Here is a 25,628-nt window from a genome sequence, read left to right on the forward strand (position 1 = left end):
CGGGTGAGGTCTCCCCCACCCGTTTCGGGTATTACTGGAACAGCCTTACGTTAATGGCGTGACGCAGCAGTAACGCCTTGTCATGCGCCGGATTGAGTTGCAGAAGCTCATCAAGATCGCGCTGGCAAGCAGAACTATTTCCCAGCCCCAGATGCCCAAGCGCATTGATGAACAGGCAGTGTTGCTGGTGTTTTGCTTGTGCTGAGGTATCCAGCACCACCAGATCGGGCAGCGATACGGCAAAGAAATCGACATCCGGGACGTTGTCGCGATGCGACTCAACCCATTGCAGGAAGCTGTTGAACAGAGCGTCCGCCTGTGCATCATCGCCGAGTTTTCTCTGCGCCATACCCTGCCAGAAGAGATAGTCCACCGGCTGGTCGTTGTAGTAACGTCCGGCATCCAGTGAGCTACCGCCACGCGTGGCACGGGAGAAATAGCGCCGGGACTCCTCGACATGCCCCTGCTGCTGGGCGCAATAACCCAGCAAATACCAGATGTCATTATCCGTTTGCCCAGGCAGACGCCCCTCTCCAAGGTTTTGCGGGTAGTGCAGCGCCTGTTGCAGTTGCGTGATGGCGGTTTGCGGGTCGCCCGACTGAACGGCCTCCAGTGCGCGATGCATCTGATTCAGCAGATATTGCCCGGTGGCTTTGCCTTCTCCCCCCTCCCACGGATGAAATACACGCTCACGTAATATTGCCGCGGCCTCGTCGTAGCGCCCCAATCCATTCCACAGACTAAGCAGTTCCACCGTCAGATCGTCACGATGGAAGACAATATCTTTGCAGGCTTCCAGACGTTGCAAACGCTGTTCAGCCGGTTGCGCCATCAGCTTTTTGAGATAGTCGAGTTCGAACAGGAAACGGGCATTTTGCGGCTCCAGTGCTACGGCCTGCGACAGATACTGCATCGCCTGCTGTGCATCGTGCTGTTTGTTCCAGGCATAGATACCCAATAAGCGATGCACTGGGGCAAAATCCGGCTCCTGCGCAAGGGTAAATTGCCAGCAGGAGACCGCCTCGTCATAGCAGCGTTTGCTGTACCAGAAACAGCCGAGCAAATAGCGGGCAAAAGCGCTCTGCTCGAGGGTTTGCAGCATCTGTACTTCATCCAGCGTATTGGGAAAACGGACGCGATTTTGCAGACACTTACGCGCTCGTTCGATGAAAGGTTGCGGATTGTCGCTCAGCGAAGCGCGCCACAGCATCGGTAGCGTTTCCTGGCTGTCGAGCAGTTCCAGCACGCCACGGGCAGCATCTTTTTGCCCCAATGCGATCAACCAGCCAGCCAGTTCACACGCGTTGGTACCGCGCCGCCCGGTAATCGAGATTAGCGCCTGTGCCGTCGCTTCATCCTGACAAATAGCCCAGCGCGCATAGTGCAGGGTGTAACTCAGCGGATAATCAACCAGCTGTTGGCGAATATATTCCAGCGCTTGCGCATTGCGATCAAGCTTAGCCAGCGCCAGCGCTTTCAGTCCCATCGCCAGGTTATTACTGCCGTTAAAACGCAGGCTCTGCTCGACTTTTTCCAACGCGCCGGCATAGTCCTGACGTTTCATCGCCAGGCGCGCTAACGACCAGAAAGCCGCATCCCGGCAGTTGCCGCTCCAGCTCGCCTTATAATAATTATCCCAGGCGCTTTCATCGTCGCCCTGGCGTTCCTGCGCGGCGGCCAGCAGCATACTCGCCTCGCCATCACGTGGATTCTTATTGAGCTTGTGCGCCCGCTCCAGCGCCTTGCCCGCGCAATGGGCTGCTAATGCCCAGTCCGCGCGGTTTAGCGCCAGCGTCCCCAAAGCCACATTATTGCGATAATCAAGCGGGTCGACCTCCAGCGCGCGGCGGTAATAGTCCTCGGCATAGCGGCTGGCGTGGTTGTACTGCTCCAGATGCTGACCAATAAAATAGAGTTCATCGGTATTAGCAAGCGCTTCTGGCTGAGCTGGCGCGCTGGCCGCCGAGGGTAGTGGTAACTCTTGCGCCATGTGCTCTTCGTACTGTAAAAGCGTGGAGCCATCGGCGCGAGTGACGGTCATCGTTACCCGGGCATGGCCTCTGTCAGACACATCGGCTAACCAGCTCTGCCCCGGCTCAAGGGTGAGTGTATTCTCAAAGAACGGCTCCCCTTGTGCCGCAAGCGTAACCTGAACATCGCGTAGCGGCGCTATCGCATAAACGCCCACTGAAAGTTGGCTTCCCTCACGCACCAGCCGAAGCGCCAGTTGCGTGCTGGCGTTTTGCACCATGCCAAGTTCGCTGTAGGGCAGGAAGTTTTGCACGAAAACTTTCTCTTCGTACGGCGCAAGCCAGGTGAAATCCGGTTGGTTATCGGTAAAGACCCCGGTCATCAGTTCGATATACGGACCGTTGTCATCGGTGAGATTACGATCCCAGGCAACGCCAAAGTCGCCGTATCCCCAGGTCCACTGTTTTTTCCCCGGCGAAACATGGTGGTCCGCCACGTGCAGTAATCCACCGCGTTCGCCGTGGTGCCAGGCGCCGACAAAGTCATAATCCGATTTTTCCGCCATATAAGAGGTCGGAACGGGTACGTTTTTGTAGCGAGAGATATCCACACCCGCCGAGTAATCCACTTTGTAGTAGATGCCAGTAGCGACAGGAAACGCTGAAACATCGCGCTTGCCGTGGTCGAATACCGCGGTTACATCCGGCGGAAACACGCTCTGATGATCGTCGCCGCCTTTCACCGCCGGATTCGCCCACCACAGGAAGTGGCGCGGCGTGGCGTTACCGTTAAACACCTTCCCGGTTATTTCGATCAGCGCGCGATCTGGATACAGTGTGAATCCGGTCATCACCTGTAAACCACGCATGGGTTCAACCTCCCCCATCCACACGGTATATTCGCCCTGCTCGCCCTGCTGCTGCGTAAAATCAACCGGCATAAAGGTGGTTGGACGATGATGCTGCGGCCAGTTGAACTCAATGCCGCCAGAGATCCATGGCCCAAGCAGGCCAACCAACGCTGGTTTCACCACTTCGTTGTAGTAGACGAAATCACGTTGCTGCACTTTGTCATACGCCCGATGGATACGTCCGCCTAATTCCGGCAGCAGCATAATGCGAATGAAGTCATTCTCCATCCACACCGCCTGATAATCGCGCATTTCACGCTTGCCGGTCAGGGTATCAATCACGCCGTAGGGATAAACCGCACCAGAGGATCCCTGATATACCCTTTTCTCCAGAAACATCGGGTTAGCGTCTTCTTCACCCACCGTCCACGTTGGGAGGGTGATCGTTTCCTGCCAGACTTTAACTGAACCGTACATGCCGCTCTCCACTCAATAAACAAAAGTAAAAATTTAACCTGAGGCTATTCTGCGGCAGTTAAGTGGCGTTAAAATGCGCAATGCTCACGCAATATAGTAAAGGGAGTTAAGTGTATGCAGCGTTCGGGATTCAATAACGCCAGGGTACGTCAAGCAAATAAACAGATCTTTTTGTCGCATCTATGGCGGGAAAAACAGCTTAGCAAGTCGCAGTTGGCGCAGCTGACCAGTCTGTCGATCCCGGCGGTCAGCAATATTCTTGAAGAGCTGATGGATGAAGGGAGAATCAGCCATTCGCGAGAGACGTTAAGCCAGCGCGGTTTGAGTAGCGGCAGTTATCATTTGCCAGAAACAGGCGCCTGGACGCTCTGCATCAACGTCACCCCCACCAGCATCACCAGCCAACTGGCGGACGCGCGTCTGGTGGCCGTCGGCGACTGGCGCCATGAGGTCATTAATCCTGATACGCCAAAAGCGCTGCTGAGAGCATTGGCGGCACACTGGCGAGAATACCGTCGGCAATTTCCAGAGGTTACGATTAATCTGGCGCTGGGCGTGCACGGCCAGGTTGATCCGATTACCGGCGCATCAAAAACCATGCCTCAGGCTCCGTGGAAAACACCGGTGGAAATAAAATACCTGCTTGAGGAGATGCTTGGTGTGCTGGTCCGGCTGGACAATGACTGCGTGATGCTGGCGCTGGCGGAAAAGTGGCAAAATCCGGCGGCTAACGGTGATTTTTGTGTGATTAACGTTGATTACGGCATTGGCTCATCGTTTGTCATTAACGATAACATCTGGCGGGGCAGTTTGTACGGCAGCGGTCAGATTGGCCATACAATAATTGATCCGGACGGGGTTGCCTGCGACTGTGGCCGTTATGGGTGTCTGGAAACGGTGGCGTCATTAAGCGCACTGAAAAAGCAGGCTCGCGTGTGGATGAAATCGCAACCGACATCCCTGTATGATCCCCAAACGCTGACGACCGACCAGCTTATTGATGCCTGGAGGCACGGAGATGTTCGCATTCAGGCGTGGGCCGAACATGCCGCCAGCGCCATTGGCCTGAGTCTGTACAATTTTCTAAATATATTAAATATTAATCAAATCTGGCTGTATGGTCGTAGCTGCGCCTTCGGCGAGAGCTGGCTCAATACGCTGGTGCAGCAAACCGGATTTAATCCGTTCGATCATGGCGATAACCCACGAGCCCGGGCAACGCAGATCGGTTTCGGTAAGCTTAATCGCGCTCAGCAACTGATGGGCATCGGCTATCTGTATGTCGAGTCGCAGCTTAGCGAGCTGTAGTCGTTAATCCACAACGCTCACGGCTAAACGTTCATGCACCGTGGCGATAAAGTCGGTCAGCGCCGGTTTCAGCGCCCCCTTTTTCCACGCCATCAGCAGCGCAATGGTTGGAACATCGCCAACAATAGGGCGAAAAACCACCTGCCCGGTATTAAAATTATTCATATAACCGGGTATCAAAGTCACCCCCAACCCCATGCTGACCAGGTTCATGGTCACCAGAATATTGGTCGCCACCTGCACGATATTGGGCTGGCTTTTTTGCTGCTGAAACCAGTTTTTGACAATCATCGCTAACGCGCCGGAATAGGCCGGATCGGTACTGACAAAATTGACGCCGTGCAGTTGCTGTGCCGATATCGCTTTCTCATTAGCGAGCGGATGATTCACCGGTAACACCACCACCAGCGGCTCATGAATCAGCTCGAGATAATCCAGCTCTGGGCTGTAAACCGGATGACGCATTAAGCCAACGTCCAGCTCTCCGCGCAGGATCTTCTCCTCCTGCTCGGTGGTGATCAAACTGACCAGTTCAATATGCGTATCCGGTTGTTTTAAACGAAACAAAGGCAGCACTTTGGGCAACAGATTTACCTCTGCGGAAGGGACAAAGCCGATGGCGAAATGGTTATCTTCCTGCACCGTTTTACGGGCGCGAACTTTGGCATTTTCCGCCTGCTCGAGGATAACCAACGCATCCTGTAAAAAACATTCACCTGCTGCCGTTAACGCAACTTTGCGCTTGTCCCGCACCAGCAAGGGAACCCCCACACAGGTCTCCAGATCGCGGATCTGACTGCTTAACGAGGGCTGAGAGGTATGCAGTTTTTCTGCCGCCCGGGTGAAATTCAGCGCCTGCGCCACCGCCACAAAATAGCGTAAGTGCCTCAGTTCCATGCCCTTCTCCTTGTTATCGAAAAAATGTCTCAACTGGTAGAAATTTACTATTTCACAGATTGATAACTAACCAGCAACATCCTTAGGGTACAAAAAAAGAAGGTCAATACATCTTAGCTTTCAGGATTAAAAAATATGACCATACCCTCAAATTTAGACATCTACCGACTGATCGACACGCAAAACGGTCGCGTAACCCCACGTATTTATACCGACCCTGAAATTTACCAACTGGAGCTGGAACGCATCTTCGGACGTTGCTGGCTGTTTCTCGCCCACGAAAGCCAAATCCCCAAACCGGGCGATTTCTTTAACACTTATATGGGCGAAGACGCCGTGGTGGTGGTGCGCCAGAAGGACGGCAGCATCAAAGCGTTTCTCAACCAGTGCCGCCACCGCGCGATGCGCGTGAGTTATGCCGACTGCGGTAACACCCGCGCCTTCACCTGCCCGTATCACGGCTGGTCGTATGGCATTAACGGCGAGCTGATCGACGTGCCGCTGGAGCCGCGCGCCTACCCACAAGGGTTGTGCAAATCCCACTGGGGGCTGAACGAAGTGCCATGCGTCGAGAGCTACAAAGGGCTGATTTTCGGTAACTGGGATACCACCGCGCCGAATCTTCGCGATTATCTCGGCGACATCGCCTGGTATCTCGACGGCGTGCTGGATCGCCGTGAAGGCGGCACTGAAATCGTCGGCGGCGTACAGAAGTGGACCATCGACTGTAACTGGAAATTCCCCGCTGAACAGTTCGCCAGCGACCAGTATCACGCGTTGTTCAGCCACGCCTCTGCCGTACAGGTATTGGGCGCGAAAGACGACGGCAGCGACAAACGCCTGGGAGACGGTCAAACCGCCCGCCCGGTGTGGGAAACCGCCAAAGACGCGCTACAGTTCGGCCAGGATGGACACGGCAGCGGCTTCTTCTTTACCGAGAAACCGGACGCCAACGTCTGGGTCGACGGCGAAGTCTCCAGCTACTATCGCGATACCTATGAAGAGGCTGAGCAGCGTCTGGGTAAGGTTCGTGCACTGCGTCTCGCCGGTCACAACAATATTTTCCCCACGCTCTCCTGGCTGAACGGCACCGCCACGCTGCGCGTCTGGCATCCGCGTGGGCCGGACAAAGTCGAAGTGTGGGCGTTCTGCATCGCCGATAAAGCCGCCTCTGATGACGTCAAAGCCGCTTTTGAAAACAGCGCCACCCGCGCCTTCGGCCCGGCGGGGTTCCTTGAGCAGGACGACTCGGAAAACTGGTGTGAGATTCAAAAACTGCTCAAAGGCCACCGGGCACGCAACACCAACCTGTGCCTGGAGATGGGTCTCGGCCAGGAAAAACGTCGTGAAGACGGCATTCCGGGGATCACTAACTACATCTTCTCGGAAACCGCCGCCCGCGGCATGTATCAGCGTTGGGCCGATTTATTAAGCAGCGAAAGCTGGCAGGAAGTGCAGGAAAAAACCGCCGCATACCAGCAGGAGGTGATGAAATGAGCGCGTTAGTCTCCCCTGAGCTACATCACCGCATCAGCCAGTTCCTGTATGAAGAAGCGCGTCTGCTGGACGACTGGCAGTTCCGCGGCTGGCTGGCGCAACTGGATGACGACATACGTTACACCATGCGCACCACGGTGAATGCCCAGACGCGCGACCGCCGTAAAGGCGTACAGCCGCCGACCACCTGGATTTTCAACGACAATAAAGACCAGCTTGAACGCCGTATCGCGCGGCTGGAAACCGGCATGGCGTGGGCCGAAGAGCCACCTTCCCGCACCCGCCACATGATCAGCAACCTGCAGGTGAGCGAAACCGACCAGCCGGACGTGTTCGCCGTGCGCCTGAACTATCTGCTGTACCGCGCACAAAAAGAGCGTGACGAGACGTTCTACGTCGGCACGCGCATGGATAAGGTCCGTCGTCTGCCGGGCGACGAATGGCGCTTACTGGAGCGTGAGATCGTGCTCGATCAGGCGGTGATCACCTCCCACAACCTGAGTGTACTGTTCTGATGAGCCGCATATTTGCCTGCTCCGCCACGGAGCTGCCGGAGGGGGAAGCCCTCCGGCTGGAAACCTCTCCCGTCATCGCGCTGTTTCACGTTGGCGGTGAGTTTTATGCCATTAACGATCGCTGTAGCCACGGTAACGCCTCGATGTCGGAGGGTTATCTGGAAGACGACGCCACGGTGGAGTGCCCGCTGCACGCCGCCAGCTTCTGCCTGAAAACCGGCAAAGCGTTGTGCCTGCCCGCCACCGATCCGCTCACCACCTATGCGGTGCATGTGGAAGGCGGCGAGGTGTTTATTGATTTACCCGAGGAGGCCAGATGAGCGATTTACGCGATAACGTTGTGTTTATTACTGGCGGCGGCTCCGGGCTGGGGCTGGCGCTGGTAGAACGCTTTATTGAAGAAGGTGCGAAAGTCGCCACGCTCGAGCTGTCCGCAGCGAAGATTGCCAGCCTGCGCCAGCGCTTTGGTGAACACGTACTGGCGGTGGAAGGCAACGTGACCTGCTATGCCGACTACCAGCGCGCGGTGGATCGGATCCTCACCACCTTCGGCAAGCTGGACTGTTTTATCGGCAACGCGGGTATATGGGATCACAACGCTTCGCTGGTCAATACGCCCGCCGAGGCGCTGGAAAGCGGCTTCCACGAGCTGTTTAACGTTAACGTGCTGGGCTATCTGCTGGGCGCCAAAGCCTGCGCCCAGGCATTAATCGCCAGCGAAGGCAGCATCATCTTTACCCTGTCTAACGCCGCGTGGTATCCCGGCGGCGGCGGGCCCCTGTATACCGCCAGCAAGCACGCGGCCACCGGGTTGATTCGCCAGTTGGCCTACGAACTGGCGCCTAAGGTGCGGGTGAACGGTGTCGGCCCATGCGGCATGGCGACCGATCTGCGTGGCCCGCAGGCGCTCGGTCAGAACGATACCTCGATTATGCAGTCGCTGACGCCGGAGAAAATCGCCGCCATTCTGCCGCTGCAGTTCTTCCCGGAACCGGCAGATTTTACCGGCCCGTACGTGATGCTGGCGTCACGGCGCAACAACCGTACACTGAGCGGCGTGATGATCAATGCCGACGCCGGTCTGGGGATCCGTGGGATCCGGCACGTCGCGGCTGGTCTGGATCTGTAAGGAGTCATCATGAACGAACAGATTATTGCCATCATCGGCGGCGGCCAGGCGGGAGCGATGGCCGCCGCTGCGCTACGTCAGCAGGGGTTTAGCGGACCGTTACACCTCTTTTCTGACGAGGCTCACCTGGCCTACGAGCGCCCGCCGCTGTCAAAAGCGATGCTGCTGGACGATAACCCGCAGCTTCAGCCGGTTCTGCCCTCCAGCTGGTGGCAGGAACACAACGTGCAGTTGCATCTGGGCGTTACGCTACACGAGATTGATCGCGCCTCGCGTACGTTAACGCTCGCCGATGGGCAAACCTACCGCTGGACTCAGCTGCTGCTGGCTACCGGGGCCGCCGCCAGACCGCTACCGCTGCTGGATGCGCTGGGCGAGCGCTGTTTTACCCTACGTCATGCGAGAGATGCCGAGCGTCTCCGGGCTGCGCTACAGCCAGGAAAATCGATCGTGATTGTCGGCGCGGGCACCATTGGCCTGGAGCTGGCGGCCAGCGCCACCCAGCGCGGCTGCCGGGTGACGGTGGTCGAACTGGCATCAACGGTGATGGGCCGCAATGCGCCTGCGCCGGTGCGCGACTATCTGTTAGCCCGCCATCAGCAGGCCGGGGTGAGAATGCTGCTCAATAGCGCCATTGAGCACGCTGAAGCGGGAGAATTTCTCACGCTCACGCTGCAAAACGGCGAATTACTGAAGGCCGATGCGGTGGTTTACGGCATCGGCATCGTGGCGAACGATACGCTGGCCCGCGACGCGGGGCTGGAAACGGCCAATGGTATTATTGTCGATAGCGCCTGCGCCACCTCCGACCCGGTCATTTTCGCCGCCGGTGATGTGGCGCTCACTCGCCAGCCGGACGGTTCGTTAAAGCGCATAGAAAGCTGGGAAAATGCCAACTGCCAGGCGCAAGTTGCCGCTGCTGCTATGCTCGGTTTACCCCTGCCGGAAGCCACGCCGGGCTGGTTCTGGACCGATCAATACAGTGATAACCTGCAATTTGTTGGTGAAATGCAGGGAGAAAGTTGGCTCGTACGTGGCGATCCTGATGCGCAGAAAGCAATATGGTTTAGTTTGCAGAATGACGTCATTGTCGGCGCAGTGACGTTGAACCAGGGCCGGGAAATGCGCTTATTGCGGAAATGGATTCAGGCTAAGAAAAAGCCGCCAGTGGCGGCTTTAGTCGATGAAACAATCTTGCTTAAGTCACTATAACTGGCGGATGTCTCTTCGTTTATCCGGCCTACAGGTGAGTTACCTGTAGGCCGGATAAGGTCCAGCAATCAATATGACTTACGCGTAAACCGGGAAGCGTGCGCAGATATCAAGCACTTTACCTTTGATGCGCTCAATTACCGCTTCATCATTGATATTGTCCAGAACATCACACATCCAGCCAGCCAGCTCTTTCACTTCCGCTTCTTTAAAGCCACGGCGAGTGACAGCCGGAGAACCGATACGGATACCGGAAGTCACAAACGGGCTCTTCGGATCGTTCGGTACGCTGTTTTTGTTGACAGTGATGTTAGCACGACCCAGTGCAGCGTCGGCTTCTTTACCGGTCAGGTTTTTATCAACCAGATCCAGCAGGAACAGGTGGTTTTCAGTCCCACCGGAAACCACTTTGTAGCCGCGGTTCAGGAACACTTCCACCATCGCTTTGGCGTTTTTCGCAACCTGCTGCTGGTAAACTTTGAACTCTGGCTCCATCGCTTCTTTCAGCGCCACGGCTTTCGCCGCAATCACGTGCATCAGCGGGCCGCCCTGCGCGCTTGGGAACACGGCGGAGTTCAGTTTTTTGTACAGCTCTTCATCACCGCCTTTCGCCAGGATCAGGCCGCCGCGCGGACCCGCCAGGGTTTTGTGGGTGGTGGTGGTCACAACGTGAGCGTGCGGAACCGGGTTCGGGTAAACGCCAGCGGCAATCAGACCGGCAACGTGCGCCATGTCGACGAACAGGTATGCGCCGATGCTGTCAGCAATTTCACGCATTTTTGCCCAGTCAACCACGCCGGAGTAGGCAGAGAAGCCACCGATAATCATTTTCGGTTTGTGCTCTTTGGCCTGCTTAGCCATGTCTTCGTAGTCAATTTTACCGGACTCATCAATGCCGTAAGGAATGATGTTGTACAGTTTGCCGGAGAAGTTAACCGGGGAGCCGTGAGTCAGGTGGCCGCCCTGCGCCAGGTTCATACCCAGCACGGTATCGCCCGGCTGCAGCAGCGCGGTGTAGACAGCGAAGTTAGCCTGAGAGCCAGAGTGCGGCTGTACGTTAGCGTAGTCAGCGCCAAACAGCTCTTTAGCGCGATCGATAGCCAGTTGCTCAACGATATCAACGTACTCGCAACCGCCGTAGTAGCGCTTGCCCGGATAACCTTCAGCGTATTTGTTGGTCAGCTGAGAACCCTGCGCCTGCATTACACGCGGGCTGGTATAGTTTTCGGAGGCGATCAGTTCGATGTGCTCTTCCTGACGTACTTTTTCCTGCTCCATAGCCTGCCACAGTTCGGCATCATAATCGGCAATGTTCATTTCACGCTTTAACATCCGCATCTCCTGACTCAGCTAACAAGTAAATTTTGGCCTGAAAAGGCAGTCTTCCAGGACTTCGGCCAACAGTATAACCGAATCATTCTTCGATAACAGGTCTTGACAAAGGATTTTACGCAAACGATTACCTTCACGGCACACAAGGCTTTGGAGAACAAAGGTCTGCTGAATTTCAACGGATTTCTTTTCAGGTTTGTGATGCAGATTTTTCACGATGTAACCTTTAAAACGCAAAGTTACAAAGAACCATTTACAATGCAGGGGTATTTTTTATAAGATGCATTTGACATACATCATTAAAGTTTCAGATAAAGGAAGACCGTATGCTTGACGCACAAACCATCGCTACAGTGAAAGCCACCATTCCCCTGCTGGTTGAAACAGGTCCGAAGCTGACCGCCCATTTCTACGATCGCATGTTTACGCATAACCCAGAGCTGAAAGAAATTTTCAACATGAGTAACCAGCGCAATGGCGACCAACGTGAAGCGCTGTTTAACGCCATTGCCGCGTATGCCAGCAACATCGACAACCTGCCAGCGCTGTTGCCAGCCGTTGAGAAAATCGCCCAGAAACATACCAGCTTCCAGATTAAACCAGAGCAGTACAACATCGTAGGAAGTCACCTGCTGGCCACGCTGGACGAAATGTTCAGCCCGGGCCAGGAAGTGCTGGATGCGTGGGGCAAAGCATACGGCGTGCTGGCGGGCGTGTTTATTAACCGTGAAGCGCAAATCTACAGCGAAAACGCCAGCAAAACCGGCGGTTGGGAAGGTACGCGTCCTTTCCGTATCGTGGCGAAAACGCCGCAAAGCCGCGCGATTACCAGCTTTGAGTTTGAACCCGTCGATGGCGGCGCAGTGGCGGAATACCATCCGGGTCAATACCTGGGCGTCTGGCTGAAGCCGGAAGGTTTCCCGCATCAGGAAATCCGTCAGTATTCGCTGACCCGTAAGCCAGATGGCAAAGGCTACCGTATTGCCGTGAAGCGCGAGGACGGTGGTCAGGTTTCAACCTGGCTACATAACCACGCCAATGTCGGTGATGTGGTTCACCTGGCCGCGCCAGCGGGGGATTTCTTTATGGACGTCGCGACCGATACGCCGGTGTCGCTGATTTCCGCAGGCGTGGGCCAAACGCCAATGCTGGCGATGCTGGATACGCTGGCGAAAGCTCATCATACGGCGCAGGTTAACTGGTTCCACGCGGCGGAAAATGGCGATGTACATGCTTTCGCCGATGAAGTAAAAGAACTCGGCAAAACGCTGCCACGCTTTAGCGCACATACCTGGTATCGTGAGCCAAACGAAGCCGATCGCGCGAAAGGTGCGTTTGATAGCATTGGTCTGATGGATCTGAACAAACTGGAAGGGGCAATCAGCGATCCGGCGATGCAGTTTTATCTGTGCGGCCCGGTCGGCTTTATGCAGTTCGCCGCGAAGCAACTGGTCGGTCTGGGCGTGAAAAACGAGAACATTCATTACGAATGCTTCGGCCCGCATAAAGTATTGTAATGTATTACGCGAGTAGGCCGGATAAGGCGTTTACGCCGACATCCGGCAATCACTCTGCCTGATGCGCTACGCTTATCAGGCCTACAAATTAACGGCGCGGCTTAGATTGCCGCGTCGTCTTCTTCACCGGTACGAATACGAATAACGCGCGCCACGTCGAAAACAAAAATCTTACCGTCACCGATTTTACCGGTCTGTGCGGTACGAATAATGGTGTCAACGCAGGTATCGACGATGTCGTCGGGAACCACAATTTCAATTTTTACCTTCGGCAGAAAATCCACCATGTATTCCGCACCACGGTATAACTCGGTATGGCCTTTCTGACGGCCAAACCCTTTCACTTCTGTCACAGTCATACCGGTAATGCCGACTTCAGCCAGCGCTTCACGGACGTCGTCCAGCTTGAAAGGTTTAATAATCGCATCAATCTTTTTCATGCTATTCCTTGAAAAGGTCGCCTGTCTTTTGATCGAATAAAGCTAACATAATCCGCAGATTTATTCTTTGAAATCGTTTGCATCCAGCTCATGGCGAGAAAGCAACTTGTAGAACTCGGTGCGATTGCGCCCCGCCATTCGCGCCGCGTGGGTCACATTGCCTTTTGTGATTTGCAATAGTTTGCGCAGGTAGTTAAGTTCAAACTGATTGCGCGCTTCAACAAAAGTCGGCAGCGCGGTGTTCTCCCCTTCCAGAGCCTGCTCCACCAGCGCATCGCTGATAACCGGCGAAGAGGTCAAGGCCACGCACTGCTCAATCACGTTGACCAACTGGCGTACGTTGCCCGGCCAACTGGCGGTCATCAAACGCTTCATGGCATCGGTCGAGAAGGCACGCACGAAGGGTTTGTGCCGTTCAGCAGACTGTCGCAGCAGGTGGTTTGCCAGCAGCGGAATATCTTCCGTACGCTCGGCAAGCGCCGGGATCTTCAGACTAACCACGTTGAGGCGATAGTACAAATCTTCACGGAACTCACCCCGCGCCATCGCTTTAGGCAGGTCGCGGTGGGTAGCCGATATAATGCGCACATCAATGTCTATATCGCGGTTACTGCCCAGCGGCCTGACCTTGCGTTCCTGTAATACGCGCAGCAATTTGACCTGTAACGGCGCGGGCATATCGCCAATCTCATCAAGGAACAGCGTCCCGCCTTCCGCCGCCTGAAACAGGCCCTCGCGATTGCTTACCGCACCGGTAAAGGCGCCGCGCGCATGACCAAACAGTTCGGATTCCAGCAGCTGTTCCGGTAACGCGCCGCAGTTAATAGCAATGAATGGCTTGTGGCTGCGCGGGCTGGCGTTATGAATCGCCTGGGCAAACACCTCTTTCCCGGTTCCGCTTTGACCGTTAATCAATACGCTCACATCCGATTGCGCTACCATCCGCGCCTGTTCTAACAGACGCAGCATCAGCGGGCTGCGGGTGACGATAGACTCACGCCAGCTGTCATCAGTGGCTGGCGCAGACTGTTCCAATGCGCCATCAATCGCGTGGTATAACGCGTCTTTATCAACCGGCTTGGTGAGAAAACTGAATACTCCTTGCTGCGTCGCGGCAACGGCGTCAGGGATGGAACCGTGAGCAGTGAGGATGATAACCGGCATTCCAGGTTGTACTTTTTGGATTTCAGTAAACAGCTGCATGCCGTCCATTTCATCCATACGCAGATCGCTGATAACCAGATCCACTTTTTCGCGGTTCAGCACCCGTAACCCTTCCTGCCCACTTTCGGCGGTTACAACGCTGTAACCTTCGCTGGTCAGTCGCATACCGAGCAACTTCAAAAGGCCCGGATCGTCATCCACCAGCAGCAGATGTGCGGGCTTACGGCTTATCATGGTGTGACCTCATCGGCAGATGGCGCAGTACCATCCTCGTTATCAGGCGTGGTGAGTTTATCATTCCCGTGCGGCGCGTCAGGATTGTAGCTGCCGGCAGGTTTGCGCGTGGAAAGCTGACGTTCTATATCAGTCAGATTCTCCAGCTTACGGGTTGTGAGATCGAGCTGGGACTGCAAATGCTGCTGCTGTTGACGCAGCGTGTCCAGATCGCTGTCCGATGTTTGCTGGAGTTTACTGTAGCGCATACGCTCTTCGGCAAGCTGCAGTTGTAGCGTTTGGCTGCTGAGCCAGACCTGATACAGCGGTCTGACTTGCGGCGGAATTTGCGGACTTAATGCCTCGAGGCGCGTAACAGCCTCCCGCCTTTCAGGTGGCGTAATGTTAGCGTTATCAAGCAGAATCCCGCGTCTGAAAGCCCCCTGCCAGGTATCTGGCATCATCATACTGGCTTCACTGCGCGCCTGTACCGGCATCAGGCGATTGGCGCAATCCATAGCCCGCAGCCAGTACAGTGGGTTTGTCTCTGTAGGCTGGCTCGTCAGGGACCAGATATCCGTACACTCGGTTGCAAGATAGTCCGCAAGTTGGTAAGGCGGAATTTTCTCCTGAGAGGGGTCGCCAGTAACATGATTCACCGCGTTCGGCACGCACCCGGCCAGCGCCAGACACGGCAGGCTCATAAGCAAGACTCGACGGAAAAAATGTCGTTTAAGCATTCGGAAAACAACGTGTGGCATACTCACCAGACTTAGGTTTATTTTAGTGATTTTTTGCAGCAGATAGGGGCAATTCTATGCGAAAACAAACGCTTTGCGCATGGTCATCAACCAGATACAGTTTGCCTCGCATACGGCGGATGCAATCTCTGGCAATGCTCAGCCCCAACCCGCTTCCTTTTACCGCCCCTTTTCGCTGATGGCTACCCTGGAAAAAAGGCTCGAAGATCATGGTCTGTTCTGCTTCTGGAATCGGTGTGCCTGTATTCGTTATATCGATGTATACCGTTGAGCCATGCAAACTGCTGCGAATCCAAATGTTACCGGATTCAGCGCCATAGTGCACCGCATTGGAATAAAGATTGTCCAGCACGCTCATCAACAGCATCGGTTCCGCCAGGCAGGTGTTCGCCTCAAGCGCTACCTCAGTATGTATCATTTTGCCGCGAGCAGGCAGGCTATGTGCAGAAACAACGCTTTCAACCAGCGGCGCGATGTCCACACTCTCAAGCTCAACCTCGTCATCCGCCAGTTTGCGGTTGTAATCAAGAAGCTGCTCAATCAGCTTTTGCAGGTTACGGCTGCTGTCATCCAGAATACCGACCACCTCTTTTTGCTCCGGCGTAAGCGGTCCAACAACCTGATCGGCCAGCAACTCCGTCCCTTCACGCATGCTCGCCAGCGGCGTTTTCAGCTCATGGGAAAGATGACGTAAAAACTGATGTCGTTGCGACTCAAGCCAGGAAAGACGTTCGCTCAACCAGATAATGCGCTGACCGACAGACCTCAGCTCACGCGGCCCGGTAAATAATACGCTGTCGCCCAGCGAGCGCCCTTCCCCCAGCCGATTGATCATCCTTTCTATGCCCTTCACCGGGCCGATAATCATACGAGTGAACAGCAGTACCATCGCCAGGCTGACGAGAAACAGCACCAGCGCCTGCCAGCCGAAGAACTGCCCACGTTCAGCAATTTCCTGCTGTAGCTGCTGGCCACGAGAAAAGACCACGGTGCGCGTCGCCTGTACCATCTCGGTATTGGCATTCGCGAACGCTTCCAGCCGGGCTGCCGCTACGCTATCTGGACCGCTGTTATTGCACTGTAATTGCGCGAGGTCGTTGAGATCCTGACGTAACGCCTGATAAAGCTTGGTATCCGGCAACACGCCCGCATGCGCATCCAGCATGTCGCTATAGCGCTTACGCTGACTCTGGTAGACCTTTGCCAACGTTGAGTCATCAAGCACACAATACTGCCGGTAGCTACGCTCCATCTCCAGCGCGGCGTTGGTCATCGCCTCACTGCGTCTGGCGTCAATCAGCGTGGTGCGGTTGGTCAGCGCCGCCTGCGCGCTCAAGGCATTCAGGCTTTGCCACGCCTGCCAGGCCAGAACTAACAACGGCAGCAGAATCAGCAAGAATGCCAACATAACCAATTGACGTAAAGATCGGGGGAAAACTGACCAGCGCTTCAAGGCGTTACTCTCAATGGACAGGAATAGCTTGATGCTAACTGAGGGGAACGCCAGATACAACAAAGCCGGGATTAACCCGGCTTTGTTGTGGAATAAGGCGGTGCCTAACTCGACGTTTCGCCCGGAGGTTGATATGAGCCATGCTAATATCAGATGTTGGACGGCAGGCACCTTGTTGTGCGTCATTCGAAGTTTATGTAGCGCTTCCCGAAGGGGCTGACATAAGAAGGTGAATGAGCCACTGGTTAATATTATGCAGCATCTGTGCCAATATTCAAAACACTTTGTTAACACAATGATAGATATGAAGAATATCGTTGTTCATGCAAAAAATGGTTCTGCCGGTTTTTTGCACTTTCTGTCGCCAATCAGCAACACCTGTAGCACTTAAAAACAAAACAATTATAAATCATATAGTTAAATGTCTCTTTTTGACGACATCGTCACCCCGCCCATGTCGGGATTTCCCGACACTTTAATTTTGCGGCATAAGCACTGAGTTTATTGCCGGATGGCGGCGTAAACACCTTATCCGGCCTACAAAGAGACAGGCAAAAAAAAAGCCCCTCGCAGGAGGGGCTTAATGGCTATCGGGCTAATTAACCGAGCTGTTTGCGCGCGTTGCGGAAAATACGCATCCACGGGCTGTCTTCGCCCCAGTTTTCCGGGTGCCAGGAGTTAGCCACGGTGCGGAACACACGTTCCGGGTGCGGCATCATAATGGTGACGCGACCATTTTCAGTGGTAACGGCAGTAATACCGTTCGGCGAACCGTTCGGGTTAGCCGGGTAGGTTTCGGTCACCTTACCGAAGTTATCAACGTAGCGCAGCGCCACCAGGCCTTTGCTCTCAAGCTGAGCCAGATGCGCGTCGTCACGCACTTCCACACGGCCTTCACCGTGAGAAACGGCAATCGGCATCATCGAACCAACCATGTCGGAGAGCAGTAAAGACGGGCTTTGCGTCACTTCGACCAGGCTGAAGCGGGCTTCAAAACGATCGGAGTGGTTACGCACAAAGCGCGGCCACAGGTCGCTTCCCGGGATCAGTTCGCGCAGGTTAGACATCATCTGACAACCGTTACACACGCCCAGCGCCAGCGTTTGCGGGCGATGGAAGAAGGTTTCAAACTCATCACGGACGCGGTTGTTGAACAGAATCGACTTCGCCCAGCCCTCCCCGGCGCCGAGCACATCACCGTAAGAGAAGCCGCCACAGGCTACCAGCGCCTGGAAATTCCCCAGACCGATACGTCCGCCCAGCAGATCGCTCATGTGCACGTCGATAGCATCGAAGCCCGCACGATGGAAAGCGGCCGCCATCTCGACGTGGGAGTTAACGCCCTGCTCACGCAGTACAGCGACTTTAGGACGTGCGCCGGTGGCGATGTACGGGGCAGCAACATCTTCGTTGATATCGAACGTCAGTTTAACGTTGAGGCCAGGATCGGCGTCGTTGGTTTTAGCGTCGTGTTCCTGATCGGCGCACTCCGGGTTGTCGCGCAGACGCTGCATCTGCCAGGTGGTTTCTGCCCACCACATACGCAGGGTAGTACGGCTTTCGCTGAACACCGGCTGTCCGTTAGCGGAGAGAGTGAAGCGGTCGCCTTCCACAGCTTTGCCGAGGTAGTGTACGCAGTCTGCCAGGCCGTTGGCCGCCAGAATGGCTTCCACCGCGTCACGGTCAGCGGCGCGAACCTGGATCACCGCGCCCAGTTCTTCGTTAAACAGCGCTGCCAGACGATCGTCGCCCAGCGTGCTGATATCAGCCTCAATACCACAGTGCCCGGTGAAAGCCATTTCCGCCAGCGTCACCAGCAAGCCGCCGTCGGAGCGATCGTGGTAAGCCAGCAGCTTGCGCTGTGCGACCAGCGCCTGCATGGCGTAGTAGAAGCCTTTCAACTGCGCCACGTCACGTACGTCGGCCGGTTTGTCGCCCAGTTGGCGGTAAACCTGCGCCAGCGCGGTCGCGCCGAGTGCGTTGTGGCCCAGACCAAGGTCAATTAACAGCAGGGCATTATCTTCAGTAGAGAGCTGCGGAGTAATGGTGTGGCGCACGTCTTCCACGCGGGCAAAAGCGGTGATCACCAGTGACAACGGCGAGGTCATTTCGCGCTGTTCGTTGCCTTCCTGCCAGCGGGTCTTCATCGACATGGAGTCTTTACCCACCGGAATGGTCAGGCCAAGCGCCGGACATAATTCTTCCCCGACGGCTTTTACCGCTTCGTATAACCCGGCATCTTCACCCGGGTGACCCGCAGCCGCCATCCAGTTTGCGGAGAGTTTAATGCGTTTGATGTCGCCAATCTGTGTTGCCGCAATGTTAGTCAGCGCTTCACCTACAGCCAGACGGGCAGAAGCTGCGAAGTCCAGCAGAGCGACTGGCGCACGTTCGCCGATAGACATCGCTTCGCCATAGTAGCTATCAAGACTGGCGGTGGTCACCGCACAGTTAGCCACCGGGATCTGCCACGGCCCGACCATCTGGTCACGCGCCACCATACCGGTAACGGTACGGTCGCCGATGGTTACGAGGAAGGTTTTTTCCGCGACGGTCGGAAGATGCAGTACGCGGTTCACCGCATCGGCAATCGAGATTTCGCCACGATTCAGGGCATCACCCTTCGCTTTCAGCGTCTGCACATCGCGGGTCATCTTCGGCGTTTTGCCCAGCAACACGTCCAGCGGCATATCGATCGGCTGGTTGTCGAAGTGGCTGTCGCTCAGGGTCAGGTGCTGCTCTTCAGTAGCTTCCCCAATCACCGCATACGGCGCGCGCTCGCGCTTACACAGTTCGTCAAACAGTGGCAACTGGTCAGCGGCCACCGCCAGCACGTAGCGCTCCTGGGATTCGTTACACCAGATTTCCAGCGGGCTCATACCCGGCTCGTCGCTCAGGATATCGCGCAACTGGAATTTACCGCCGCGACCGCCATCGCTTACCAGCTCCGGCATGGCGTTGGACAGACCGCCCGCGCCGACGTCGTGAATAAACAGAATCGGGTTGGCATCGCCCATCTGCCAGCAGCGGTCGATAACTTCCTGACAGCGGCGTTCCATTTCCGGGTTATCGCGTTGTACGGAGGCGAAGTCGAGATCGGCATCAGACTGACCGGAAGCCATAGAGGATGCAGCGCCACCGCCGAGGCCGATGTTCATCGCCGGACCGCCGAGGACAATCAGCTTCGCGCCGACGACGATCTCGCCTTTCTGCACGTGATCGGCGCGGATGTTGCCGATCCCGCCCGCCAGCATGATCGGCTTGTGGTAGCCGCGCAGCTCTTCACCGTTGTGGCTGTTAACCTTCTCTTCGTAAGTTCGGAAGTAGCCGGTCAGCGCCGGGCGACCAAATTCATTATTAAACGCCGCGCCGCCTAATGGCCCTTCGGTCATGATATCCAGCGCGGTAACGATACGGTCCGGCTTACCAAAGTCTTCTTCCCATGGCTGTTCAAAGCCCGGAATACGCAGGTTGGAAACGGAGAAGCCCACCAGCCCGGCTTTCGGCTTCGCGCCGCGCCCGGTTGCGCCTTCATCACGAATTTCACCGCCGGATCCGGTTGCCGCGCCCGGCCACGGAGAGATGGCGGTCGGGTGGTTGTGAGTTTCTACCTTCATCAGGATATGGGCTGGCTCCTGATGGAAATCGTAGCGACCGGTTTTGTGGTCGGCAAAGTAGCGCCCCACGTCAGAACCTTCCATCACCGCGGCGTTGTCTTTATAGGCGGACAGCACGTGGTCCGGCGTGGTTTCAAAGGTATTTTTGATCATCTTAAACAGCGACTTCGGCTGCTGTTTACCGTCGATAACCCAGTCGGCGTTAAAAATCTTGTGGCGACAGTGCTCAGAGTTGGCCTGCGCGAACATGTACAGTTCGATGTCGTTCGGGTTGCGCCCCAGTTTGCTGAACGCGTCCTGCAGATAGTCGATTTCATCCTCCGCCAATGCCAGGCCGAGACGCACGTTGGCGTCAATCAGCGCCTGACGGCCCTCACCCAGCAGATCGACGCTGGAGACCGGCGCAGGCTGGTGATGCGCAAAGAGTTTTTCGGCATCGTTTAGCGCAGAGAAAACCGTTTCCATCATGCGGTCGTGCAGTACGTCGGCAACCTCCTGCCACTGCTCCGCAGTCAGCGTAGACGCTTCGACATAGTAAGCAACGCCACGTTCCAGACGGCTAATCTGTTGTAGGCCGCAATTGTGGGCAATATCAGTCGCTTTAGAAGACCACGGGGAGATGGTGCCCGGACGAGGGGTGACCAGCAGTAATTTGCCCTCAGGAGCGTGGCTGTGAAGAGCAGGACCATATTTCAGCAGGCGTGCAAGCTGCGCGTGCTCATCTTTATTCAACGGTGCGTTCAGATCGGCAAAATGGACGTACTCGGCGTAAATATTGTGGACCTGGAGGTTGGCAGCCTGAAAACGTGCCAGCAGTTTGTTAATACGGAATGCAGACAGTGCAGGTGAACCACGCAGAATTTCCATCATAAGTCTCTCGTCTTCTAAGCTTTCGGTGTGCCCAAGTGGGGGAAACGGGCGGTATTATAAAGAATCTACCGCGCCGACGAAACCGTTTGCGTCGAAATAAAATCGCGGCCTCGTCTTATCATCAAATGCGGTCTGTTTTCTTAATAAGTTGCCAACTGACGCAAGTTTAAGCAAAATGCCGCTCATTAATGACGACTTCACTTCTTAAACAACACTACAGCAGGCAGAGACAACGTACGGTTCAGAGAATTAACTAATTGAAAAAATTAAAGATTAATTATCTGTTCATCGGCATATTAACGCTGTTGTTGGCAGCGGCCCTCTGGCCATCTATTCCCTGGTTCGGTAAAGCCGAAAATCGTATCGCCGCCATTCAGTCGCGGGGAGAACTGCGCGTCAGTACCATTGACTCGCCATTAACTTATGCGACCCTCAACGGCAAAAAATTCGGTCTGGATTATGAACTGGCCCAGGCGTTCGCCAACTATTTAGGCGTGAAATTAAAAATCACCGTGCGCCAGAACATCAGCCAGCTGTTTGACGACCTAGATAACGGTAATGCCGATCTGTTAGCCGCAGGTCTGGTGTATAACAGCGAGCGGGTGAAAAATTACCAGCCCGGCCCGACCTATTACTCGGTGTCACAACAGTTGGTGTATCGGGTTGGGCAATATCGCCCTCGAACCCTGGCTAGCGTGAATGAAAATCAGTTGACTATCGCCCCGGGGCATGTGGTGGTTAACGATCTCCAGCAGCTAAAAGAGAAAAAATTTCCCGACCTGAGCTGGAAAGTGGATGACAAAAAGGGCACCACTGAACTACTTGATGATGTCATCGCCGGTAAGCTGGATTACACCATTGCCGATTCCGTCGCCATCAGCCTGTACCAACGCGTACACCCTGAGCTGGCCGTCGCGCTGGACGTCTCCGACGAACAGCCGGTGACCTGGTTTAGTCGTCTGGACGATGACAATACGCTGGCCGCTGCCCTGTTGGATTTCTTTAATTCCATGAACGAAGAGGGTTCCCTGGCAAGACTGGAAGAGAAATATCTTGGGCATGGCGATGATTTTGACTATGTCGACACCCGCACCTTTTTGCGCGCCGTAGACAGCGTGTTGCCAGACCTCAAGCCGCTGTTTGAGAAGTATGCGCAGGAAATAGACTGGCGACTGCTTGCCGCGATCTCTTATCAGGAGTCGCACTGGGACGCGCAGGCCACTTCTCCGACCGGCGTACGCGGACTGATGATGTTGACCAAAAATACCGCCCAGAGTCTCGGACTGACTGACCGTACCGATGCCGAACAGAGCATCAGCGGCGGCGCGCGTTATTTGCAGGATATGATGAGTAAAGTGCCGGATACCGTCCCGGAAGGAGAACGGATCTGGTTTGCGCTTGCCGCCTACAATATGGGTTATGCGCATATGCTGGACGCGCGGGCGCTGACGGTCAAAACCAAAGGCAATCCGAATAGCTGGTCCGATGTAAAACAGCGTCTACCCCTGCTCAGCCAAAAGCCGTATTACAACAAGCTGACCTATGGCTATGCGCGTGGTCATGAAGCCTATGCCTATGTGGAAAATATCCGTAAATACCAGATAAGCCTGGTGGGATATCTGCAAGAAAAAGAAAAGCAGGCGCAGGAAACGCAGCAACTGGCGCAGGATTACCCGGCGGTGTCGCCCGCGGAGTTATTAGGTAAAGAGAAATTCCCGCTTTCCGCGTTTCTGTCTCAGACGTCGTCAAACTACCTGACGCACTCCCCTTCCCTGCTGTTTTCAGCGCAAAAGAAAGAGGAAAAGTAGTCTTATCGGCCTGATAAACATCAGGCAATCAGACCGGCATTTACGCATTGGCGGATTTTTTCAGGGCTTTAATTTCCTGACGACGCATACGAAAGAAATCGCTGAGCAGCGTGGCGCATTCATCCCGCAGGACTCCCTCTGTCACTTCAACCCGATGATTCATTCCAGGGTGATGTAGCACGTCAATTAATGAACCCGCCGCCCCCGTTTTCGCATCGCGCGCGCCAAAAACCACCCGGTCGATACGGCTGTGCACCATCGCGCCAGCGCACATCACGCACGGCTCCAGAGTGACGTACAACGTGGCATCCAACAGACGGTAATTTTGCAGCACCAGGCCGCCCTGACGCAGCGCCATAATTTCAGCGTGGGCCGTGGGATCATGGTGACCAATCGGCCGGTTCCAGCCTTCGCCAATGACGCGGTTATTATGCACTAATACTGCGCCCACCGGGACTTCACGCTCATCCCAGGCGCGCTTTGCCAGCGTTAAAGCATGACGCATCCAGTATTCGTGGCTAAATTCAACTTCAGACAAAGGGGGTAACTCCAGTAATCAAAGCGGGCGCATTATACACAGACGCTATCGTTTACTCTATTCGAGTTGTTGCAGTTCCCCACGCGGCGTGACGCGCCAGCGATGCTGGCAAAAAGAGAGCAGCGGGTTGTCCTGCTTACTGTCGCTATAACCACTATAAAGTTGCAGCGGCGCGCCAATCTGACGTTCCAGCTGTGTCACTTTCTCATGCCCCAGACAACGCAGAGGCAGCACCCAGCCACCATATCCTCGCGCCATTTTACTGGCGATCAGATTGACGCGCGGTAGCCACGGGGTATCAAAGTAAACCTGCTCCACCAGCGACTGTGGGGAGCCGGTGATAAGCCAGATGTCGGCGTCAGAACTTAACAGATAAGTGGTCAGCCGCTGCTGTACGAGCGGAAACGCCGTCACGTTATCGCGAAACCAACGTACAAAATCGGCCTGGTGCGCTTTCAGACGCGCCTCGCTACGACCAAAAGTGCATCCCCATAACAGCAGGCTCATTGGCCAGCGGGCCGCGCGTCCTTTTATCAACAACGCCAGCGCAATCACCGGTAACAGAGGCAGCACAAGCAGTACGTTCAGCGGCTGACGACGCAGCAGATAACGTATAAAACTCCCGAACATATCCTGCTGATGTAACGTGCCATCCAAATCAAAAAAGACAACGCGGCGCTGGTGATTGGTCAAACTTTATTCCTCTGGATCGTTGAACCCCAATAGCCAGGTAAACAGAAACCCGGCAATAACTGCTACCAGATAGCCTAACAGATAGAACATCACTTTTCCGGCAACAATCGTTAATGCCAGCGGTAATCCTGAGATACCAAAGGTGATAACCGTCGCCACTTTCCAGTAGCTTATCAGCGCCCCGCCTACCGCTCCGCCAAGACAGGCACCGATAAACGGCTTACCCAACGGCAGCGTAACACCAAAAATCAGCGGTTCGCCAATCCCCAACAATCCAACCGGCAACGCCCCTTTGATCACCTTTTTTAGTCGTGCGTTGCGGGTTTTCATCAGCACTGCAATCGCTGCACCGATTTGCCCAACACCCGCCATTGCAAGGATTGGGAAGAGCGCGTTATAACCATGCGCCTGCACCAGTTCGACGTGGATAGGCACTAACCCCTGATGAAGCCCGGTGAGCACCAGCGGCAGGAAGGTTCCCGCCAGTATAGCGCCGACCAGAAAACCGCCGCGATCGATAGCCCAGGATGCGCCGTGAGCGATAGATTCGGAAATCCAACCGCCCAACGGTTGCAGCGCCACTATCGCAATAGCCCCGGTAATAATGGTGGTCAGCAGTGGGTTAAGGATCAGTTCCAGTGATTCCGGCAGCAGTTCACGGAATTTGCGTTCGATCCAGCACATCAACGCTACCACCAACAGCACGGCGATTACCCCGCCGCGCCCCGGCTGCAGCGTTTCGCCAAACAGGGTAATTTGCGCCAGTTGCGGACTGGAGAGGATCCCCGCCATCACTCCGCCCATCGCCAGAGAACCGCCAAAGACTTTAGCGGTATTCACCCCGACCAGAATATTCATAATGGCAAACACGGCGCTGCCAAATATGCCCATCAGTCCAAGTAAATTCGGATAGTGGGTCGCAAAATCCCTGACGATATCCGGTCGCTTAAGGATGTTAATAATGCCGGTAATTAAACCGGAGGCTATAAACGCCGGAATAAGAGGGATAAAGACGTTCGCCAGCTTACGCATCGCTCATCGGCGCTTTGTATTTCGCTTTAGCCGCTGACTTCGTGCGCTCGATATCATGCGCATCGGTGCGCTCGCCGCCATCGGCAATCAGGGCGCGCATAGCATCCACCACCCTGGCGGCTTTACCGGGACCGACGATGATCTGGTGCTGCGCGCCCTGCTTCACGTAGCCGCTGACGCCGGACAGTTGCTTGAGTCGGGATACATCGAGCTGAGCCTCATCCCGGACTTCCACCCTGACACGGGTCATACAGTTTTCCAGGCGCAGAATATTTTTCTCTCCGCCAACGCCCAGCAGAATGTCGCTGGCCAGCACCGCCGTCTTATCCATATA

18 protein-coding genes and 1 pseudogene are annotated in these 25,628 nt (G+C 55.3%); 8 read left to right on the forward strand and 11 right to left on the reverse strand.

The genetic code is table 11. From position 1 onward, the window contains the following. Positions 1–31: 31 nt before the first annotated feature. Positions 32–3,298, reverse strand: a complete 3,267-nt coding sequence (locus tag OOJ59_RS15670) for a DUF5107 domain-containing protein (protein WP_193157095.1) — start codon at positions 3,296–3,298, stop codon at positions 32–34. A gap of 114 nt (positions 3,299–3,412) precedes the next feature. Between OOJ59_RS15670 and OOJ59_RS15675 the strand changes: the two genes are divergently transcribed. Beyond that, positions 3,413–4,606 (forward strand): ROK family transcriptional regulator, encoded by a 1,194-nt coding sequence (locus tag OOJ59_RS15675; RefSeq protein WP_137347039.1) that lies wholly within the window; start codon positions 3,413–3,415, stop codon positions 4,604–4,606. 3 nt (positions 4,607–4,609) lie between these two features. Here the strand turns inward: OOJ59_RS15675 and hcaR are convergent, their stop codons facing one another. Next, positions 4,610–5,503, reverse strand: coding sequence for a DNA-binding transcriptional regulator HcaR (gene hcaR / locus OOJ59_RS15680; RefSeq protein WP_085049311.1), 894 nt, complete (start codon positions 5,501–5,503; stop codon positions 4,610–4,612). Positions 5,504–5,638: 135 nt separating this feature from the next. On the opposite strand from hcaR, the gene hcaE reads away from it, so the two are divergent. The 5 genes from hcaE to hcaD are packed head-to-tail and all read left to right on the forward strand — an operon-like array spanning position 5,639 to position 9,856. Continuing rightward, positions 5,639–7,000 (forward strand): 3-phenylpropionate/cinnamic acid dioxygenase subunit alpha, encoded by a 1,362-nt coding sequence (gene hcaE, locus OOJ59_RS15685; RefSeq protein WP_087856404.1) that lies wholly within the window; start codon positions 5,639–5,641, stop codon positions 6,998–7,000. Continuing rightward, complete coding sequence (gene hcaF, locus OOJ59_RS15690) at positions 6,997–7,515, forward strand: 3-phenylpropionate/cinnamic acid dioxygenase subunit beta (protein WP_087856403.1); 519 nt, start codon at positions 6,997–6,999, stop codon at positions 7,513–7,515. Before hcaE ends, hcaF begins: the two co-directional genes overlap by 4 nt. Then, positions 7,515–7,835 carry a 3-phenylpropionate/cinnamic acid dioxygenase ferredoxin subunit gene (gene hcaC, locus OOJ59_RS15695; protein WP_038642667.1) on the forward strand — a complete coding sequence of 107 codons (321 nt, stop codon included), beginning with the start codon at positions 7,515–7,517 and terminating at the stop codon, positions 7,833–7,835. The genes hcaF and hcaC overlap by 1 nt, the downstream gene beginning before the upstream one ends. Further along, a complete protein-coding gene (gene hcaB, locus OOJ59_RS15700; RefSeq protein WP_085049308.1) occupies positions 7,832–8,644 on the forward strand; it encodes a 3-phenylpropionate-dihydrodiol/cinnamic acid-dihydrodiol dehydrogenase in 813 nt (270 codons plus the stop codon). The genes hcaC and hcaB overlap by 4 nt, the downstream gene beginning before the upstream one ends. Before the next feature lie 9 nt (positions 8,645–8,653). After that, positions 8,654–9,856, forward strand: a complete 1,203-nt coding sequence (gene hcaD / locus OOJ59_RS15705; RefSeq protein WP_160956115.1) for a phenylpropionate dioxygenase ferredoxin reductase subunit — start codon at positions 8,654–8,656, stop codon at positions 9,854–9,856. Positions 9,857–9,934: 78 nt separating this feature from the next. On the opposite strand, the gene glyA is transcribed toward hcaD, so the two are convergent. Then, positions 9,935–11,188 carry a serine hydroxymethyltransferase gene (gene glyA, locus OOJ59_RS15710; RefSeq protein WP_032939458.1) on the reverse strand — a complete coding sequence of 418 codons (1,254 nt, stop codon included), beginning with the start codon at positions 11,186–11,188 and terminating at the stop codon, positions 9,935–9,937. A gap of 326 nt (positions 11,189–11,514) precedes the next feature. On the opposite strand from glyA, the gene hmpA reads away from it, so the two are divergent. After that, complete coding sequence (gene hmpA / locus OOJ59_RS15715) at positions 11,515–12,705, forward strand: NO-inducible flavohemoprotein (protein WP_069324438.1); 1,191 nt, start codon at positions 11,515–11,517, stop codon at positions 12,703–12,705. Positions 12,706–12,806: 101 nt separating this feature from the next. On the opposite strand, the gene glnB is transcribed toward hmpA, so the two are convergent. From glnB to purL, 5 genes are all read right to left on the reverse strand, one after another. After that, positions 12,807–13,145, reverse strand: a complete 339-nt coding sequence (gene glnB, locus OOJ59_RS15720) for a nitrogen regulatory protein P-II (protein WP_000717694.1) — start codon at positions 13,143–13,145, stop codon at positions 12,807–12,809. A 60-nt stretch (positions 13,146–13,205) separates the two neighbouring features. Then, positions 13,206–14,540: a two-component system response regulator GlrR gene (gene glrR, locus OOJ59_RS15725; RefSeq protein WP_304441077.1), complete on the reverse strand. Its 1,335-nt coding sequence runs from the start codon at positions 14,538–14,540 to the stop codon at positions 13,206–13,208. Further along, on the reverse strand, positions 14,540–15,283 hold the full coding sequence (gene qseG, locus OOJ59_RS15730; protein ID WP_038642680.1) for a two-component system QseEF-associated lipoprotein QseG: 744 nt from the start codon (positions 15,281–15,283) through the stop codon (positions 14,540–14,542). Before qseG ends, glrR begins: the two co-directional genes overlap by 1 nt. A 22-nt stretch (positions 15,284–15,305) precedes the next feature. Further along, positions 15,306–16,736: a two component system sensor histidine kinase QseE/GlrK gene (gene qseE / locus OOJ59_RS15735; RefSeq protein ID WP_123261017.1), complete on the reverse strand. Its 1,431-nt coding sequence runs from the start codon at positions 16,734–16,736 to the stop codon at positions 15,306–15,308. A 599-nt stretch (positions 16,737–17,335) separates the two neighbouring features. After that, the gene (purL, locus tag OOJ59_RS15740; RefSeq protein WP_193157096.1) at positions 17,336–21,223 is read right to left on the reverse strand and encodes a phosphoribosylformylglycinamidine synthase; all 3,888 of its coding nucleotides are present in this window, start codon (positions 21,221–21,223) and stop codon (positions 17,336–17,338) included. Positions 21,224–21,480: 257 nt separating this feature from the next. On the opposite strand from purL, the gene mltF reads away from it, so the two are divergent. Then, on the forward strand, positions 21,481–23,031 hold the full coding sequence (gene mltF, locus OOJ59_RS15745) for a membrane-bound lytic murein transglycosylase MltF (protein ID WP_085049302.1): 1,551 nt from the start codon (positions 21,481–21,483) through the stop codon (positions 23,029–23,031). Positions 23,032–23,071: 40 nt separating this feature from the next. Here the strand turns inward: mltF and tadA are convergent, their stop codons facing one another. The 3 genes and pseudogenes from tadA to OOJ59_RS15760 form a co-directional block, all read right to left on the reverse strand. Next, complete coding sequence (gene tadA, locus OOJ59_RS15750) at positions 23,072–23,569, reverse strand: tRNA adenosine(34) deaminase TadA (protein WP_160956118.1); 498 nt, start codon at positions 23,567–23,569, stop codon at positions 23,072–23,074. A 57-nt stretch (positions 23,570–23,626) separates the two neighbouring features. Beyond that, positions 23,627–24,262, reverse strand: coding sequence for a phosphatidylglycerophosphatase C (gene yfhb / locus OOJ59_RS15755; protein ID WP_038642689.1), 636 nt, complete (start codon positions 24,260–24,262; stop codon positions 23,627–23,629). A 3-nt stretch (positions 24,263–24,265) separates the two neighbouring features. After that, positions 24,266–25,625, reverse strand: a pseudogene (locus OOJ59_RS15760) (PTS transporter subunit EIIC). Between the last annotated feature and the right edge of the window lie 3 nt (positions 25,626–25,628).

Origin of the sequence: Citrobacter sp. W9, assembly GCF_026719375.1 — a bacterium.
Lineage (GTDB): Bacteria > Pseudomonadota > Gammaproteobacteria > Enterobacterales > Enterobacteriaceae > Citrobacter > Citrobacter werkmanii.